Origin of the sequence: Comamonas sp. B21-038 (assembly GCF_022387135.1) — a bacterium.
Taxonomy (GTDB): domain Bacteria; phylum Pseudomonadota; class Gammaproteobacteria; order Burkholderiales; family Burkholderiaceae_C; genus Comamonas; species Comamonas sediminis.
Genome location: NZ_CP092462.1, coordinates 914,845 through 930,660, shown reverse-complemented (window position 1 = coordinate 930,660; position 15,816 = coordinate 914,845). Strand labels below are relative to the sequence as shown.

13 protein-coding genes are annotated in these 15,816 nt (G+C 64.5%); 8 read left to right on the top strand and 5 right to left on the bottom strand.

Translation table 11 applies throughout. From position 1 onward, the window contains the following. Positions 1 to 13 precede the first annotated feature (13 nt). The 3 genes from MJ205_RS04255 to tenA form a co-directional block, all read right to left on the bottom strand. A complete protein-coding gene (locus MJ205_RS04255) occupies positions 14 to 1,672 on the bottom strand; it encodes an MdtA/MuxA family multidrug efflux RND transporter periplasmic adaptor subunit (RefSeq protein WP_239811331.1) in 1,659 nt (552 codons plus the stop codon). Between the two features lie 802 nt (positions 1,673 to 2,474). Then, the gene (locus MJ205_RS04250) at positions 2,475 to 2,660 is read right to left on the bottom strand and encodes a hypothetical protein (RefSeq protein ID WP_239811330.1); all 186 of its coding nucleotides are present in this window, start codon (positions 2,658 to 2,660) and stop codon (positions 2,475 to 2,477) included. A 207-nt stretch (positions 2,661 to 2,867) separates the two neighbouring features. Beyond that, positions 2,868 to 3,533 (bottom strand): thiaminase II, encoded by a 666-nt coding sequence (gene tenA / locus MJ205_RS04245; RefSeq protein ID WP_239811329.1) that lies wholly within the window; start codon positions 3,531 to 3,533, stop codon positions 2,868 to 2,870. A gap of 178 nt (positions 3,534 to 3,711) precedes the next feature. On the opposite strand from tenA, the gene MJ205_RS04240 reads away from it, so the two are divergent. The 4 genes from MJ205_RS04240 to MJ205_RS04225 all read left to right on the top strand — a co-directional run bounded on the left by MJ205_RS04240 (position 3,712) and on the right by MJ205_RS04225 (position 6,937). Then, the gene (locus tag MJ205_RS04240; protein ID WP_239811328.1) at positions 3,712 to 4,590 is read left to right on the top strand and encodes a DUF3626 domain-containing protein; all 879 of its coding nucleotides are present in this window, start codon (positions 3,712 to 3,714) and stop codon (positions 4,588 to 4,590) included. 58 nt (positions 4,591 to 4,648) lie between these two features. Next, the gene (locus MJ205_RS04235) at positions 4,649 to 5,896 is read left to right on the top strand and encodes an NAD(P)/FAD-dependent oxidoreductase (protein ID WP_239811327.1); all 1,248 of its coding nucleotides are present in this window, start codon (positions 4,649 to 4,651) and stop codon (positions 5,894 to 5,896) included. Between the two features lie 229 nt (positions 5,897 to 6,125). Beyond that, positions 6,126 to 6,338 (top strand): 30S ribosomal protein S21, encoded by a 213-nt coding sequence (rpsU, locus tag MJ205_RS04230; protein ID WP_007833691.1) that lies wholly within the window; start codon positions 6,126 to 6,128, stop codon positions 6,336 to 6,338. A 152-nt stretch (positions 6,339 to 6,490) separates the two neighbouring features. After that, the gene (locus tag MJ205_RS04225) at positions 6,491 to 6,937 is read left to right on the top strand and encodes a GatB/YqeY domain-containing protein (protein WP_239811326.1); all 447 of its coding nucleotides are present in this window, start codon (positions 6,491 to 6,493) and stop codon (positions 6,935 to 6,937) included. Positions 6,938 to 7,044: 107 nt separating this feature from the next. Here MJ205_RS04225 and MJ205_RS04220 read toward each other — a convergent pair whose 3' ends face one another. Next, positions 7,045 to 10,350, bottom strand: coding sequence for a DUF11 domain-containing protein (locus MJ205_RS04220; protein ID WP_239811325.1), 3,306 nt, complete (start codon positions 10,348 to 10,350; stop codon positions 7,045 to 7,047). On the opposite strand from MJ205_RS04220, the gene MJ205_RS04215 reads away from it, so the two are divergent. Both MJ205_RS04215 and MJ205_RS04210 read left to right on the top strand, forming a co-directional pair. Next, entirely contained in the window at positions 10,349 to 10,624 is a 276-nt protein-coding gene (locus tag MJ205_RS04215) for a hypothetical protein (RefSeq protein ID WP_239811324.1), read from the top strand. The genes MJ205_RS04220 and MJ205_RS04215 overlap by 2 nt on opposite strands. An 845-nt stretch (positions 10,625 to 11,469) precedes the next feature. After that, entirely contained in the window at positions 11,470 to 12,204 is a 735-nt protein-coding gene (locus MJ205_RS04210; RefSeq protein WP_239811323.1) for an SIMPL domain-containing protein, read from the top strand. A 112-nt stretch (positions 12,205 to 12,316) separates the two neighbouring features. Here the strand turns inward: MJ205_RS04210 and MJ205_RS04205 are convergent, their stop codons facing one another. Next, the gene (locus tag MJ205_RS04205) at positions 12,317 to 13,228 is read right to left on the bottom strand and encodes a DMT family transporter (protein ID WP_239811322.1); all 912 of its coding nucleotides are present in this window, start codon (positions 13,226 to 13,228) and stop codon (positions 12,317 to 12,319) included. Between the two features lie 211 nt (positions 13,229 to 13,439). Here MJ205_RS04205 and MJ205_RS04200 point away from each other — a divergent pair, with 211 nt between their 5' ends. Both MJ205_RS04200 and MJ205_RS04195 read left to right on the top strand, forming a co-directional pair. Then, entirely contained in the window at positions 13,440 to 14,522 is a 1,083-nt protein-coding gene (locus MJ205_RS04200; RefSeq protein WP_116925931.1) for a tartrate dehydrogenase, read from the top strand. Continuing rightward, positions 14,503 to 15,777, top strand: coding sequence for a PQQ-dependent sugar dehydrogenase (locus MJ205_RS04195; protein ID WP_239811321.1), 1,275 nt, complete (start codon positions 14,503 to 14,505; stop codon positions 15,775 to 15,777). Before MJ205_RS04200 ends, MJ205_RS04195 begins: the two co-directional genes overlap by 20 nt. Positions 15,778 to 15,816: the final 39 nt, after the last annotated feature.

The following is a 15,816-nucleotide window of genomic DNA, read 5'->3' as shown; positions in this document are numbered from 1 at the left end:
CGCTCAGCCCGCCTTACTGGTTGGCGCGCTGGGCGGGTTGCACCGTCGTGGCCGCTGGTGCCATGCCCTTGGGTGCTTCCTCCGGCTTGATGGCGGGTGCGGTCTGGCCTGATCCGGAGGAAGGGGTGGATCCGCTCGAGCCACCCGAGCCGCCAGAACCACTGTTGCCAGCGGCAGACGGGTCCGGGTTCACCGCAGGGGCTGCGGCGCTGGGCTGGCCGGCATTGGGCTCGACCGCTACCCCGCCGCCACCACCACCGGCGGGCGCGCCATTGCCGGCCGCAGTTCCGGGTGCCGTTGCACCATTGGCCCCCCGGCCTTCGCTGTTGCCACGGCGTCCACCGCCCTCACGCGGGCCGCCCTCACGCGCACCGCGCCGGCCACTGCTGGCGCCATGCGCCTGGGTGGGGGTATCGCCTTGCAGCGCCACCACGGCGCCATCCTTCAAGCGGTCGGCGCCCTCGGTCACCACCAGCTCGCCCTCTTTCAGGCCGGAATTGATGGCCACCCATTCGACCGTGCTCATGCCCCGGATGACGGTGCGCTGGGTCACCGTGCGGTCCGCATTGATCACATAGACAAAGTCGCCATTGCCGCCAGTGCGGATGGCGGTGACGGGCACCACCAGCGCGCTTTCGTCCTTCAAGGTCAGGCGGGTGTTCACAAACTGGTTGGGGAAGAGCGCGCCATCGGTATTCTCGAAGCGCGCCTTGGCCTTGACGGTGCCGGTGGCCGTGTCCACCAGATTGTCCAAGGTCAGGAACACGCCTTGGGCCAGTGTCTTGCTGCCTGCGCGGTCCAGCGCTGCGACCGGCAGGCGGGGGTCGGCCTTCTGCGCACCCAGCACCGAGGGGATGTGGTCCTGCGGCACGGTGAAGCTCACATCGATCGGTGCGACCTTGGTGATGACGGCGATGCCGGTAGTGCCCCCCGCACTGATGTAGTTGCCCGGGTCCATCGTGCGCAAGCCAATGCGGCCATCGATGGGCGAGGTGATGCTGGCATAACCCAGATTGAGTTGCGCGGTCTGCACCTGGGCCTGGTCGGCAACCACCGTGCCTTCGAGCTGCTTGGCCAAGGCCGCCTGCGTGTCCAGGTCCTGGCGCGCAATCGAATCCTGGTCCCACAAGGTCTGGTAGCGCTTGAGCGTCACGCGCGCTGCATCAAGCTGCGCCTGGTCGCGCGCCAGCTGCCCCTTGGCCTGTTGCAGCGCCTGCTCAAATGGGCGCGGATCGATCTGGGCCAGCTTCTGGCCCTTCTTGACCATCTGCCCCTCGGTGAACAGCACATCGCGCAATATGCCTGAGACCTGGGTGGTCAAGGTCACGGTGGTGGTGGGCACAACGGTGCCCATCGCCGTCAAGGTGACCGGCAAGGTCTGGCGCTTGGCAGCGGCACTGCCGACAGTGACGGCCATCGCGCGCATCCCCCCGGGACCCATGCCGGGAGGACCTCCCATGCCGGGCGCACCGCCCGCCATGCCTGCGGGAGTCTTCTTGCTTTGCACCAGATACCAGGCGCCGCCCGCCAGGGCCGCCACCAACGCAATCGCGATGGTGGAACCCAGCCAACGGCTCCGCCGTTTGGGCGTTGTCGCGGCACGCGCATCAGGCAGCGGTGCGCTGGCAGGCTGGGGGGTGGGACGGGTTGAATTATTGGAGTTATGGTCCATGGCAGCAATCGGTCTGAGGTGTGTTACAGCGGCGGGCTTCAGCGATCGATCACCATCGGGCACCGGCCTGTAAAGAATGACCGCATCCTAGTGCAGCCATGTTGCACCAGGCCTGTACCGACTGCGAAGATAAGTAAAAGCGGCCGCCGCCTGCCCCAGAGTCTACTGAGATTCCGCTGCGTCAGAGGGTTTGCGGGGCAGTTGAGCGCGTAGGCTGTGACGCCAGCTTTTGTTGGCGTCGAAAGCCATCGGCCGCAGCATATTGCGTTGTTTTCTTCAGCGAGGTAGCGCCTGCATCTGGACCCGCACCTGGACAGGTAGCTGGGCCGCTGCCTCCATCCGCCGGGCTGCGACTTCCACTCGCCAACACGCCAAGAGCCTTGTCCCCATTGCACGGGCACAATACTGTGGAAAGCTGTGAAGAATCTTGTAGATAAGGAAGTCAATTTACTGATTTATAAGAAAAATTATGAAATTGCTGAAAATTGAGGCATCGCGGGTCCTGACAGGGCATTTGGGCAGCTACAGGCCTGCTCGGCAGCGGATGCGCTGCTGGGCAAGCGCAGACAAGCGCCCTCTTTCAGCCCCTCGCACGGTTGTCCCCAGTCCATGGGCACAATCTTGTGGAAAGTTCTGTGCACAGCTGTAGATAAGCACTCCAAGCTATTGAAACCATGGCACAAAGTGATCCATGATGAAAAAAAAGGCAGCCTGCTGGGGCTGCCTGGGTGCGGTGGTCAAACGCGGGCCGGGTTTCAGGCGTCGTCGCGCTTGATCTGCTGCAGGCCTTGCGCAGTAATGGTCATGTAGCCGTCGCGCTCCACCACCATGCCACGCTCCAGCAGGCGCTTGGAGACATGCGCATGAGCAGCATCCTCCAGCGAAATCCTTTCTCCCAGTTCGAGCTTTTCAGAACAGCCAACTCATCGACCGTAGGTTCAAACACGGGAGCGTGGTAAGCGGTGTGGGTGGTATTGGTAGACAACATGGCAACTCCTTGCATGGTTGCGATACGTGCGTGTAGGCCTCGGGCTTGCTCGGGGTCTGCGCTTGGCGCATCTGGTAAATGAATGCCACGAAGCGTAAGACCGTTTTTCGAAAGCGCCTGTAGGCGAATACCGCCAGCCTATCGCGCTGCACAGGCACATTGCATAACTTTACGACCGCAATGCCCGGTGTTTACAAGCGTTGCAGTTCAGCGCGTCGGCCAGCTGCCCAATTGGTAGGCACTGTCCCAGAACATCCATTCCAACTCGGCGCTGTAGCGGTAGGCCTCGGCCATCCGCGTGCGGGTAGCAGTGTCAGCGCCTTCGGCCAGCCGGTCGATGGTGGCAATGACAGCGCGCACCGCAGCATGAAACTCCTCGCTGGCATAGGTATCCACCCAGGCCTGGTAGGGATTGCCGGGCTGCGAGCGGGCATGGATATCTCGCCCCACTTCGGCATAGATCCAAAAGCAGGGCAACAGGCCAGCCAGCGCCACCGGGTAGCTTTCCGCCCAGCTGTTGGCCAGCAGAAAGCTGGTGTAGTGGTGGCAAGCGGGCGTCAGTGGCGTGGCGGCAAAGTCCTGGGCGCTGATGCCAAAGTCGCGCATGAAGCCATCGTGCAGCTTGCGTTCCTCGACCACGGCCTCGTTCGCCGCATTTGCAAACTGCACCACGCCATCGGCATGGTCGGCCTTGGCTGCAGCCACCGCCAGCGCACGGCCATAGGCCACCAGGTAGTGCGCGTCCTGAATCATGTAATGGCGAAAACGCTCGACCGACAAACTGCCAGCCGCCAGTTCGCGGTTGAAGGGATGGTCCAAGGTGCGCTGGTACAGCGCCTGGTTGGCTTGCCACAAGCCCTGGCAAAACGACATGCAAACTCCTCAAGAGTGGGGAACAAGCACTGATTGTCGGCCAGCAACACAAGGCCCGGCGCCATCCGACCCCATGGCAGCCAGGGCATGCATGCAGCGCAGAACCGGCTACGATCCATCCACTGCATTCTGCGCAATCCCTAGCGAACCTGCCATGCCCATGCCAAGCCCCGCGCCCATGTTGACCAACGCCCAGCAGCAAGCGCTGCAGGCCGTACAGAGCCGAGGCGGGCCGGTGCGCGAGCTCGCGCCTGCACCCGCATCGATCCATGTGCACTTTCATCCCGACTGGACAGCGCAAGACCAGCCGCTGCTGGCGCTGCTGTGCCAGCAGGGCCGCTACCAGTCGCAGTTTGAAAGCGGCAGCAGCAATGGCAGCTACAGCCCGCATCCCCAGGGCGAACGCTGGCAGTGGGAGAACCAGTGGTTTGCGGGGGCTTACAACCAGGCCGCCCCTGCTGAGCGGCCCGTGTACGGCGCGGTGGATCTGGAGCCTTTGGGGTATCCGAGCCACCAAGGTTATGGCGCCGCACCCCGCTTTGGATCGGCGTATCTGCAGTTGCACAGCTCTGCCACGGCACGCAGCAGCTTTTGCGACCCCGACAGCTACTGGCAGCCCCGCCATGTGGGCCTGTGGCAGCAGATGGATTGGCAGCAGCTGCAATGCCTGCAACTGGCCGACCCGCTGGACCACTATGTGGAAGCGCAAGTGCATGGCGGCCTGCTCCTGGCGCGCGACGTGGCTGCCCTCTGGCTGGACCCTTGCTACCGCGATACCCCGCTTGCGCAGACCGCACAGAACTCCGGTTGGCCCTTGCGCTTTCACCCCGGTTACCGCTTGCAGGAGAACCAGTTGGCGCAGGCCAGCCAGTACCGGGGCGCCGAGGTGGCCGAGGTGCTGGCCCATATGCTGCAGCTGGCGCCCGGCGGGCTCACGCCAGCTGATCTGGGCCAGGCCCAGGCCTGCCACCGCTACCCGGCACCGCTGCTGAAAAAGGCCTGGCATTGCATCGCCCACCTGGGCCGGCACTGCGTCGGCGAGCCGCATCACCGATAATCGCTGCTTTTGCCGGCGCAGGCACGCCACGCGCTGCCCGCCCATCACCCGGATCCGCATGTCTTCTCCCGCTCCCACCCACCGGTTTGATACCGTCATCCTTGGCGCAGGCGCAGCCGGCCTGTTTTGTGCGGCGCAGGCCGGGCAGCGCGGGCTCAAGGTCCTGCTGATCGACCATGCAGCCAAGGTGGCAGAAAAGATTCGCATCTCGGGCGGCGGGCGCAGCAACTTCACCAACCGCGATCTGGATGTGCGCCAGCCGCACAAGCATTTTGTCGGGCAGAACCCGCAGTTCTGCCGCTCGGCGCTGTCGCGCTTTGGGCCGGCCGATTTTGTGGCGCTGGTCGACAGGCACGGCATCGCCTACCACGAAAAGCACAAGGGCCAGCTGTTTGCCGACCACTCCGCTGAAGACATCATCGCGATGCTGATGGCCGAGTGCCGCGCCGGCCAGGTCACCCACTGGCAACCCTGCGCCGTCAGCGCTGTCGCGGCACTCGATACCGATGCCCATGGCCAGCGTTTCCAGGTCAGCACCGCCCAGGGCACAGTGCACTGCCGCCACCTGGTGATCGCCACCGGCGGCCTGTCCATCCCCAAGATTGGCGCCACCGACCTGGGCTACCGCCTGGCCCAGCAGTTTGGGCTGGCGCTGGTGCCGCGTGTGCCGGGCCTGGTGCCGATGACTTTTGATGGCAGTGCCTGGGCACCCTATGCACAGCTGGCGGGCCTGGCCTTGCCGGTGGTGATCGGCACTGGCAGCAAGAAAACCCGCATGACTTTCAACGAAGACCTGCTGTTCACGCACCGGGGTCTGTCCGGGCCGGCGATCCTGCAGATCTCCAGCTACTGGACACCAGGCACGTCCATCGACATCAACTTGGTGCCCGAGGTGGATGTGGCCGCGCACCTGCTGGCGGCCAAGCAGCGCTCACGCAAACTGATCGCCAATGAGCTGGCCGGCCTCGTGCCCTCTCGCCTGGCCGATGCCTGGGTGGCGCAGGATGCCGATTGGCAGCGCCCGATTGCCGAGGCCAGCGACAAGGCCTTGCTGCGCTTGGCCGAGCGCCTGACGCGCTGGGAGCTGACCCCCACCGGCACCGAAGGCTATAAAAAAGCCGAGGTCACTGTCGGCGGTGTGGACACCAAGGAGCTGTCTCAGCAGACGATGGAAGCCAAGAAAGTGCCGGGTCTCTACTGCATTGGCGAGGTGGTGGACATCACCGGCTGGCTGGGTGGCTACAACTTTCAGTGGGCCTGGGCCAGCGCGGCGGCCTGCGCAGCGGGCATGGCAGACGGTCAGTAACGGACCGCGCACAAAGGCGCATTGAAACAACAGTTCAGGCGCTGGCCCCGCGCTCCCGGCCGGCATCCCTATTGCCGTTGGATAAAAAACTGGTTATAATCCCACCTCTTTGCTGGCAAAGCCCTGTCTGCCAATACTAGTCAATATGACAGGGCAAAACCGCCATTCAAGGCTTTGGGGCCCGATCTTCCCCAAAACCCGCTGTTGGCACCAATGGAAACATTAGCTAATGACGACTATCCGTGTAAAAGAAAACGAACCCTTTGACGTTGCGCTGCGCCGCTTCAAGCGCACCATCGAAAAGCTGGGCCTGCTGACCGACCTGCGCGCTCGCGAATTCTACGAAAAGCCTACCGCTGAGCGTAAGCGCAAGAAGGCCGCTGCCGTGAAGCGCCACTACAAGCGCGTTCGCAGCATGCAACTGCCCAAGAAGCTGTACTGATCGCAGCTCTCACAGGCCTGACGCACATTGCCCAGGCTGTGACACCACCCGCGCTCGGGACGCCAGGCGCGGGTTTTTTGTTTTCTGGCCATCGCCAGATTTTTTCAGGCAGACCGCTGCTTGCTTGGACGGCCTGCCAACAGGAGCATGTTATGAGCTTGAAAGCACAAATCACCGAAGACATGAAGAACGCGATGCGCGCCAAGGACACGGAACGCCTGGGCACCATCCGCTTGCTGCAAGCTGCGATGAAGCAGAAGGAAGTCGATGAGCGCGTCGAGCTCGACGACGCGATGGTGATCGCCATCGTCGACAAGATGATCAAGCAGCGCAAGGACAGCATCGCCGCCTTTGAAGGCGCAGGCCGCCAGGACCTGGCCGACAAGGAAAAGTCGGAAATCGAGGTCATCAAGGGCTACCTGCCAGAGCGCCTGTCCGCCGAAGAGGTGACGGCCGCCGTCAAGGCCATCGTGGCCGAACTCGGTGCCTCGGGCCCTGGCGATATGGGCAAGGTCATGGGTGCGGTCAAGACCCAGTTGGCAGGCAAGGCGGACATGGGCCTGGTGTCTGCCGCCGTGAAGGCCGCCTTGGCCCCCTGATCGGATCGATCGCACGGGTCCCCATTCCGGGCGCCCGCTGCGGGGGGCCGCGATAAAAAACCACTGCGGCATCGCGCTGCAGTGGTTTTTTTGTGGGTGCGCAGCGCTCAGCGGCGGCTGCGTTCGCGCCTTCTACGCAGTCCCAGTACCGCGGCGCCACCCAGCAGCAGCGACATCAGCCACTGCCCCGCCATCGTGAGCGTGGGCACCGCAACCGGCGCGGGCAACGGGCTGGGGTCAGGATCGGGCGTCGGCTCAGGCGTTGGATCCGGCGTCGGAGGATCCACATCGATGCCATGGCGGTAGACCAGGTCCTCATCCTCACTGCTGCAAGGCGCCGCGCGGCTGCACTGCGCCGCCTCGGTCACGCGGGCCAGGTTGCGAACACGTGCAGGCGCGGCGGCTGTCACTTGGGCCAACACTGCATAGTGGATGGACTCGCCGCCCGCCAGCGTAACCCCGGTACAGCCCGTAACGCTGCAGATGCCGGCCACGCTGCCCGCGCCCACGTCGATTGCACGGATGTCCGTCACCTCCATGCCGCTGGGCACATCGTCCCACTGCAGCTGCACCGGCATGCCGCCCTGGTTGCTGAGCGTCACGACATAGCGCGTGGTGCCGCCTTCAGGCAGCTGGTCCACGCCATTGCTTTTGAGCACGGTGATGTGCGCGGGAGCCAGCACCTCGGTACGCGCCTGGGCACAACCATCCGTAGGCAGACAGGCCGCACCCGGCACCGGCGGCTCGCGCCTGCCCTGCGGATCCATCGCCGCATGGTTGGTGATCGCACCTGCCACGGCTGGCGCCATCGTATGCAGGGTAAAGGCGGCGCCAGCACCCTGCTCCAGCGCTGCATCCAGCACCACCTCGCACAGCAAGGGCTCCCCATTGCAGACCACCGATGCCACGCCAGCACCCGGTGTGGCGCCCGTCAAGCGCATCCCCTCGGGCAGAGCCTCGGCCACCGTCAGCGTTTGCCCGGCTGCAACCGCCGTCTGGCCACTGTTGGCAATGCGGAACTGGTAGTCCAGCGCATGGCCCACTTCCACCGTTGCCTCAGCTGTCTTGCTCAAGGTCAGATGCACGGGCGTGCGCAGAGCGTCGGTATCGGTGGCTGTGCAAGGGGCTGCCGGGCTGCAGTTCGCGCCCGTCACCGTTGCCGTATTGCGGACCACCGCATCGGCACGCCCCTCTACCAACGCAATGACACGCGCCAGCACCTGGTAGCTGATGCGGGCATTGGCGGCAACCGTGATGCCGCTGCAGCCGACGGGCGCTTGCAGGCTGCAGTTGCCGGTATCACTGGGAGCGGTAGCCGCCATCGGCGTGATCGCCTCGATCTCCATCCCCTCGGGGCTGTCGAGCCATGCCAGGCCGTTGGCAGGCATGCCGCCGCTGTTGCTGATGGTGACGGTGTAGGTGCTGCGCGCGCCTTCGCTCAGCGCATCCACGCCATTGCTCTTGGAGATGCTGACAGCAGCGGGCAGCACGATGGCATCACGGTCCTCGGCGCTGCAGCTGTTGCCGCCGCTGCAGGCAGCACCCGTGAGAGTCACCGTATTGCGCGCATTGTCGGCGCCGACCTCGCCCGTGACGGTCGCCTGCACCGCATACACAATGGATTCGCCAGCAGCGACTGCGATGTCCGAGCAACCACTGACGGTGCACAGGCCCGCCTCGCTGTTGGCCCCCACTGCCGTTGCGCTGATGCGGTCAATCCGCAAGCCCACCGGGCTCTCGGCCCAGCGCAGACCTGCAGCCGCACTGCCACCGGTATTGCGCAACACCACCTGGTAGACCGTGCTCGCACCCTGCGCCAGCACATCCACCCCATTGCTTTTGCTGATGTGCAGGTTGGCCGCTGTCACCACCAGGTCGGTGTCAGTGCTGGCACAGCCGGTCACCAGTTCGCTGCTGCAGGTGCCGCCCTGCACGACAGCCTTGTTGCTGACCGATGCACCCGCGGTCACGCCAGCGTTGACCTTTGCGCTGACGAGGTAGACGATGGATTGACCGGCAGCCAGCGTGATGCCCACACAGCCCGACGTAGAGCAAGTGCCCGCGACACTGTTGGCACCCACACTGCCGACACGTATGCCAGTGATGCTCAGACCGCTGGGGGTATCGGTCCAGCGCAGACCCGAGAATGCACTGGCCGCGCTGTTGCTCAGCGTCACGCTGTAGGTGGTCTCTGCAGCCACCGCCAGGCGATCCACACCATTGGTCTTGACAATACTCACCGAGTCGGAGGCCACGATCAGATCCGCATCGGTGCTGGTGCAACTGCTGGGGCTGCCGCCGCTGCAGTTGGCGCCTTCCACCACGGCAGTGTTCGACGCCATGGTGCCTACGCCACCGGTGACCTCCGCCTCTACCTGGTAGCTGATCGACGCACCTGGCGCCAGACGCAGACCTGTGCAGCCCGTGCTGCTGCAGACGCCGGCATCGCTGCCAGCAGTCACTGCAGCCACCGCAATACCCAGCACGCGCAGGCCTTGTGGCCGGTCCAGCCAGGAGACATCGCTGGCCAGCGTACCGCCAGCGTTGCTGACCGTCACCGTGTAGAGCGTGCGTGTGCCTGCAGTCACGGTGGCCTGCGCATTGGTCTTTTGCACACTCAACGCAGCCGGGGTACTCACGGCCTCCTGGTTGTACGCCACGAAGGCAATGTCCGAGTCGCCGCTGAGCGATTGCACAAAACCCGCCACCCGCGCCATGTTCTCGGGCGTGATGCCAAAGTCCGAGAAGTGGTAGGCACGTATGCGCAGATCGCGGCTGCCATCGGCCACGCTGGCTTTGGTGTGGTTGGGGTTCCAGAACTGCCAGTTCTGCCGCGCGACGACCGACACACTGTTGAGCGCGATGGTGACGGAGTTGCCCACCAGCGCGCCGGTGTCATCGATGAAATAAAACTGGTCCGTCCTGGTTGAAGGCTGCCCCACCTGGGTCACCAGCACATCGGGCACATCATCGGTGGTGGATTCGGGGTTGCCCACGCTGGCGCTGAAACGCAGCGACGTCGCAGGGATATTGAACAGCGCAGTACTCAGGTCCAGACCACGCACGCCATCTGAAAGATAGGACGCACGCGATTTGGAGATGTCATAGCTGCCGCTTTGGGCAATCGCATTGAGCCCGCCAGTGGCCGGCAGCGAGCTGGGGTTGGGCGTGAAGGCCTGGAACACCGCCGGCTGAAAACCCCCGACCAGCGCCGCATCGTTGACGCCTGTCGAGTAGCGAATACCGTTGGCCGTAAAAGCCAGCAAGTCGTTGTGCCCATTGGCCGCTGGCGCGCTGGCCGCATTGCCGGTGTTGGCCGTCCAGCTGTTGTTGTTGAAACTGCCCCAAACGGCGGTCACATCATCGGCGGCATGGGCCGATGCCCACCCGGCCAGACCACCCAGAACCACCATGCCGCGCGCCCATCGAGCAGCGGACGCCCATCTGTTCACTGAACCCATCACACCTTTCCCGTTGTTGTTGGAACACCCAGGCCCACATGCCAACGCCCTGCCTGCTTGCGCAGCCACAGGGCGTGAGTTCCATCGTTTGAATGACAAAAAATATATTAACTTAATCAATTATCAAAATTACGCATTCGAATCCCTGTATTCACGTTGTTTAACAAAGAGTGAAGCCGGGATGCAGAAAAATCTTGACGCACATCAACAAATGTCAAGGCGTTAGATTTGTATCATAACATTTCATAAAATCCATTCCTCTGCACCGGTATATAGTTTCTATCAGGCGTGTAGTTCCACCCTTGCCCTGCGCAACTCCGACCATGCTGGTCCGACGCATGGCTCTCTGTCTTTGGCACTGATGGGACAGCAATGCTCATCCCGTCACCGGCGTATGAGGTGCGTACCACATACGTCCTCTGATCTGCACGGTGGGTAGCCTCACCCTCTTCCGCCATGACCCGGACTCCCTCGTTGCAATGGGACTTCCGGCCCCATGCCCTCTGCCTTCCTGAGCCATGCACCACACCTACGACTCCACCGCACCGAACACCCCCTCCCACTCGCCGCCCACGAGCGCTGGCTGGAGAACCCACACCTGCTGGTCAGCGGTGGTCTCGCACCCGTGCATCTGAGCGATGGCGAGCGCAGGGCAAACGGCGCCCACCAACTTGCTGCCGCTGCGCATGGCAGGCAAACGCCTGGGTGTGCACATGGACCCGCCCCAACCGGGACAGCACACGCAGGAGCTGCTGCGCAGCCTGGGTTACGGCGATGACAGCATTGCTGCTTTGCGGGACAGCCAGGCCATTGCAGGCTGGGCAATTGCAGCGCCAAATGTGAATATCGATGAACCAGGGCGAATGCGGCAGCCTGTCCTACAAGTCCATGCCCTTCCGCCACCTACGCTGTGGCTCTTTGTCGCAGCAGTGGGGGATAAGCTTGGCCATCCGATGCGGCTTGCCAGCGTTGCTGAAACTTGCAGCCCGCGTGGCACTCCAAGCCCGGTGACCTGGGCTCCCGCCATTTATTGGCAAGCCCTCCGCGACTGTTTTGAAGAAGGAGAATTTGATGAAAAAAATGCGCATGCTGGCGACCGCTGCCCTGATCGCCGCCACCCCTTTTGTAGCTTCTACCGCCATGGCCCAGAACCCCGCCCCCGCCGCTGCCAACATCGACAAGCGCCCCAGCCTGAACCTGGATGCCGAAGCGACCACCCGTGTGCCGGAAGACACGGCCTGGGCCCAGTTCAGCGTCGAGAAGGAATCCAAGGACCAGGCCCAGGCCCAGCAACTGGGCAAGACCGCGCTGGCAGATGTGCTGGCCACCGCCAAGAAGTCATCGACCTTGCAGGTCACGACCGAGAACCTGTTCACCAGCCCCGTCTACAACAAGGATGGCAAGGTGACCAGCTGGCGCACCCAGTTCAATGTGCAGCTGGAGTCAACCGACACTGCCGCGCTCGGCCAGACGATGGCTGCGCTGATGGACAAGGCCCGGCTGACCGGTTCGGGCTTCCGCCTGTCGGATGCGGCACGCAACAAGGCGCAGGACCAGTTGATCGCTGAAGCCGTCAAGAACTTCAACGCCAAGGCCAAGGTCACCGCCAATGCAATGGGATACGCACAGTACGAGTACGACACCATCCACCTGAACCAGAGCGGCACGAGCCAGCCGATGCCCCGCATGAACCGCGGCGTGACCATGATGAGCAAGATGGAGGACAGCAGCGCCCCCGTGGGCCTGGAGCCCGGCTACACCACGGTGTCGGTCAGCATGTCCGGCGCGGTGCGTTTGATCAAGTAAGCCGCACCTGTTGAAACGCAGGGGCCCAGCGGATCAGCGCTGAGCCACACCAGAGCCAGGGAATGCCTTGCATCCCTGGCTTTTTCACGCCCATGCTCTGGGCTGTCGCGGCTCAGCTCAGCCGCGCCAGAATCAGCACCACGCCGGCAACCGTGAGCAAGGCACCGGCCATCGCGCCCAAGGTGGGCGGTACCTTGGTCTTCCACCACAGCAGCGGCAGCAGCAGAATGGGCGAGACAGAGGACAGCATGCCCACCAGCCCGGCACTGCCGTACTTGAGGGCGGCCAGGATCAGGGTCATGCCCATGGCCATCGACAAAAAGGCGCTGCCCGCCAACAGCTGCCAGTCGCGCGGCTCCATCACGGCGGTCAGGCGTGCTGGCTTCCAGCCCACCAGCAGCAGCACCGCATGAAAGCCAAAGCCCGCCGCCATGCGCACGGCCGATGCGGCCACCGGGTCCACATCGGGGCCCATCACCGGCTTGACCACCAGGGTGCCCAACGCCTGGCCCAAGGCGGCTATCAGGCCCAGGCTCACACCCACCGCCAGCCGGCCACGCGTGGCCTCCAGGCTCGATTCGCTGCCAGCGCGCTTGCCAAAGGCAATGGCGCACATCACGCCGCTCAGCACCAGTGCACAGCCCAGCATCGCCACTGCGCCCATGCGCTCACCCAAAAAGAGCGCTGCCAGCACGGCCGACATCATCGAATGGGTGGCAAACAAAATGCCCGATCGGCGTGGGCCCAGCCGGTTCATGCAGGCAAACAGCACCGTGTCGCCAATGAAGATGCCGATAAAGCCCGACAGCACCAGCACGCTCACCAGCGACAGGTTCAGGCTGCCCCAGGTGCCCGCCACGGTGGCCCAGCCGCCCAGCATCACGGTGGCAAACACCATGCGCCAGCGGGTAAAGGCAAAGGCGCCCATCTTGCGCGCCACCGGGGCGGAAAACAGCGCGGCCAGCGCCCAGCAGGCGGCGGCCAATACGGCCAGGGACTCAGGGGGAAAAGGAAAAGGCGACACGGCAGGCGGCAAAATGAGGCGCCAGCGGTGCAAGCTGTCTCGCACCATGCTGCGCAGCTGCCCCAACAGCGCTAGGATGCCCATCCAGACACCCCAGCCCCGGCACCAGGTGCGAGGACGAGCGATTGTAGAGCCCAGCGATGGCCTTTGCGAGCGCTGCCAGTCACCCGGGCGGCCACCCTCCCCTTTTGACCAGACATTCAGGACCAGCATGAGCAAGAAACTACGTATCGCGGTATTGGCCGGCGACGGCATCGGCAAGGAAGTGATGCCCGAAGGCATCCGCGTGCTGGAGGCCGCTGCCAAGCGCTTTGACCTGCCGCTGGAGATGCAGCACTTTGACTGGGCGCATTGCGACTACTTTGCCGCGCACGGCCAGATGATGCCCGACGACTGGAAGGCACAGTTGCAAGGCTTTGACGCCATCCTGTTCGGCGCCGTCGGCTGGCCGGCCACCGTGCCCGACCATGTCTCGCTCTGGGGCTCGCTGCTCAAGTTCCGCCGCGAGTTCGACCAGTACATCAACCTGCGCCCGGTGCGTCTGTTTGACGGCGTGCCCTGCCCGCTGGCGGGCCGCAAACCGGGCGATATCGACTACTACGTCGTGCGTGAGAACACCGAGGGCGAATACACCGCGCTGGGCGGCATCATGTTCGAAGGCACGGACCGCGAGATGGTGCTGCAAGAGGCGGTGTTCACCCGCAAGGGCGCCGACCGCCTGCTCAAGTTCGCCTTTGACCTGGCCCAGAGCCGCAGCAAAAAGCATGTGACTCTGGCCACCAAATCCAACGGCATTGCGATCAGCATGCCCTGGTGGGACAAATGTGCTGAAGCCATGGCCCAGAACTACCCCGACGTGGTGCTGGACAAGCAGCACATCGACATCCTGACCGCCCGCTTTGTGCTGCAGCCCGGCCGCTTCGATGTGGTCGCCGCCACCAACCTTTTTGGCGACATCCTGAGCGACCTGGGCCCTGCTACCACCGGCACCATCGGCCTGGCGCCGTCGGCCAACCTGAACCCCGAGCGCAACTTTCCCTCGCTGTTCGAGCCCGTGCATGGCTCGGCGCCCGACATCTATGGCCAAAACATTGCCAACCCGATCGCGATGATCTGGTCGGTGGCGCTGATGCTGGACTTCCTGGGCAACGGCCAGGGTGCCTGGCGCAGCGCCCACGATGCCATCGTCGATGCCATCAGCCAGACCATTCTGAGCGGCCCGCGCACGCCCGACCTGGGCGGCCAGGCCAAGACCCCGGACGTGGGCAAGGCAATTGCACAAGTGCTGGCCTGAACGCCTGCCGCCTCAGGCAGCGCTTGCAGCGCTGGCCAGCGCCATGCTGGCCTGGGCGCCGCTGGCGCATGCCCGGGGCTATACGCCCCAGGGCCGCTGCGGCGGCTATGAAAAGGTCAGCATAGCCAGCCCGGCCGGCACCTGCGTGGCCTTGGTAGCCGATGAGCGCGACGGCCTGCGCGCGCCCCGCCGGGTGCTGGAAATCAGCCCCGGGCGCCTGTGGATCATCGACATGGGCAGCTGGATGCCGCGCCAGGGCCGGCTGCTGGAGCTAAGCCTGCCGGCGCAGCCGTCTGCCAACTCCGCACAGCGCCCCCAGGTACAGGTGCTAGCCGACAAACTCGACCGCCCGCTAGCCCTGGTGCGCGGGCCCGATGCCCTGATCTACATTGGCGAGGCCAGCCGTATCTGGCGCACGCACGTGCCCGCTGCAGGCCAGCCGATCCAGGCGCAAGCGGTGCTGGACCAGCTGCCCGACGACGGCTCCCACCCGCTCAAGGAAATCACGTTCGGGCCCGATGGCAGCCTTTACGTCAATATCGGCTCGCTCACAGACCGCTGCCAGGACGCGCAAGGCGCGCTGCTTTATCCCTGCCCCGAGCGCGGGGCGATGCAGTTCCGGGGCGCGGTATGGCGTGCGGTCCTGCGCAGCCCTGCGGTGCAAGGACAAGCGCCTGTGCAGCAGTTCGCGCCGTTTGCGCTGGGTCTGCGCAACTCCGTGGCCCTGGCCACCCTGCCCGACGGCCCCGCCAAAGGCAGCCTTTGGCAGGCCGAGAACAACATCGACTACCGCGACAGGAACGAGCCGCCCGAAGAACTCAACGAACTGCTGGAAGGCGCCGACTACGGCTGGCCCTATTGCGTGGGCGCACAGCGCCCGGCGCGCGGCTATGAGCAACGCGCGCGCTGCGCCGCCACCAAGGCGCCCCATATGCTCTGGCCCGCGCACACGGCGCCGCTGCACCTGCTGGCCACCCCACAGGCCAGCCCCTTCCAAGGCCAGTTGCTGGCCGCCTGGCATGGGCCGCAAGGCCACCGCGTGGTGGGCTTTGCGCGCCAGAAGGATGGCAAACCCGGCGGCAAGCCGATCGAGTGGCTGGGCAACTGGACGGCAGATGGCAAGACCCGGCCCCTGGGCCGCCCCACCGGGCTGGCACTGAACCATGCCGGCCAGCTGATGGTGGTGGAGGACTACAACCGCAGCTTGCTGATGCTGCTGCCCGATACCGCCAGCGCCCGCTCGCCGCAGCGCTGACGTGTGCGCCGGCAGGCCTGCCGCCAGCGCGACATCCAG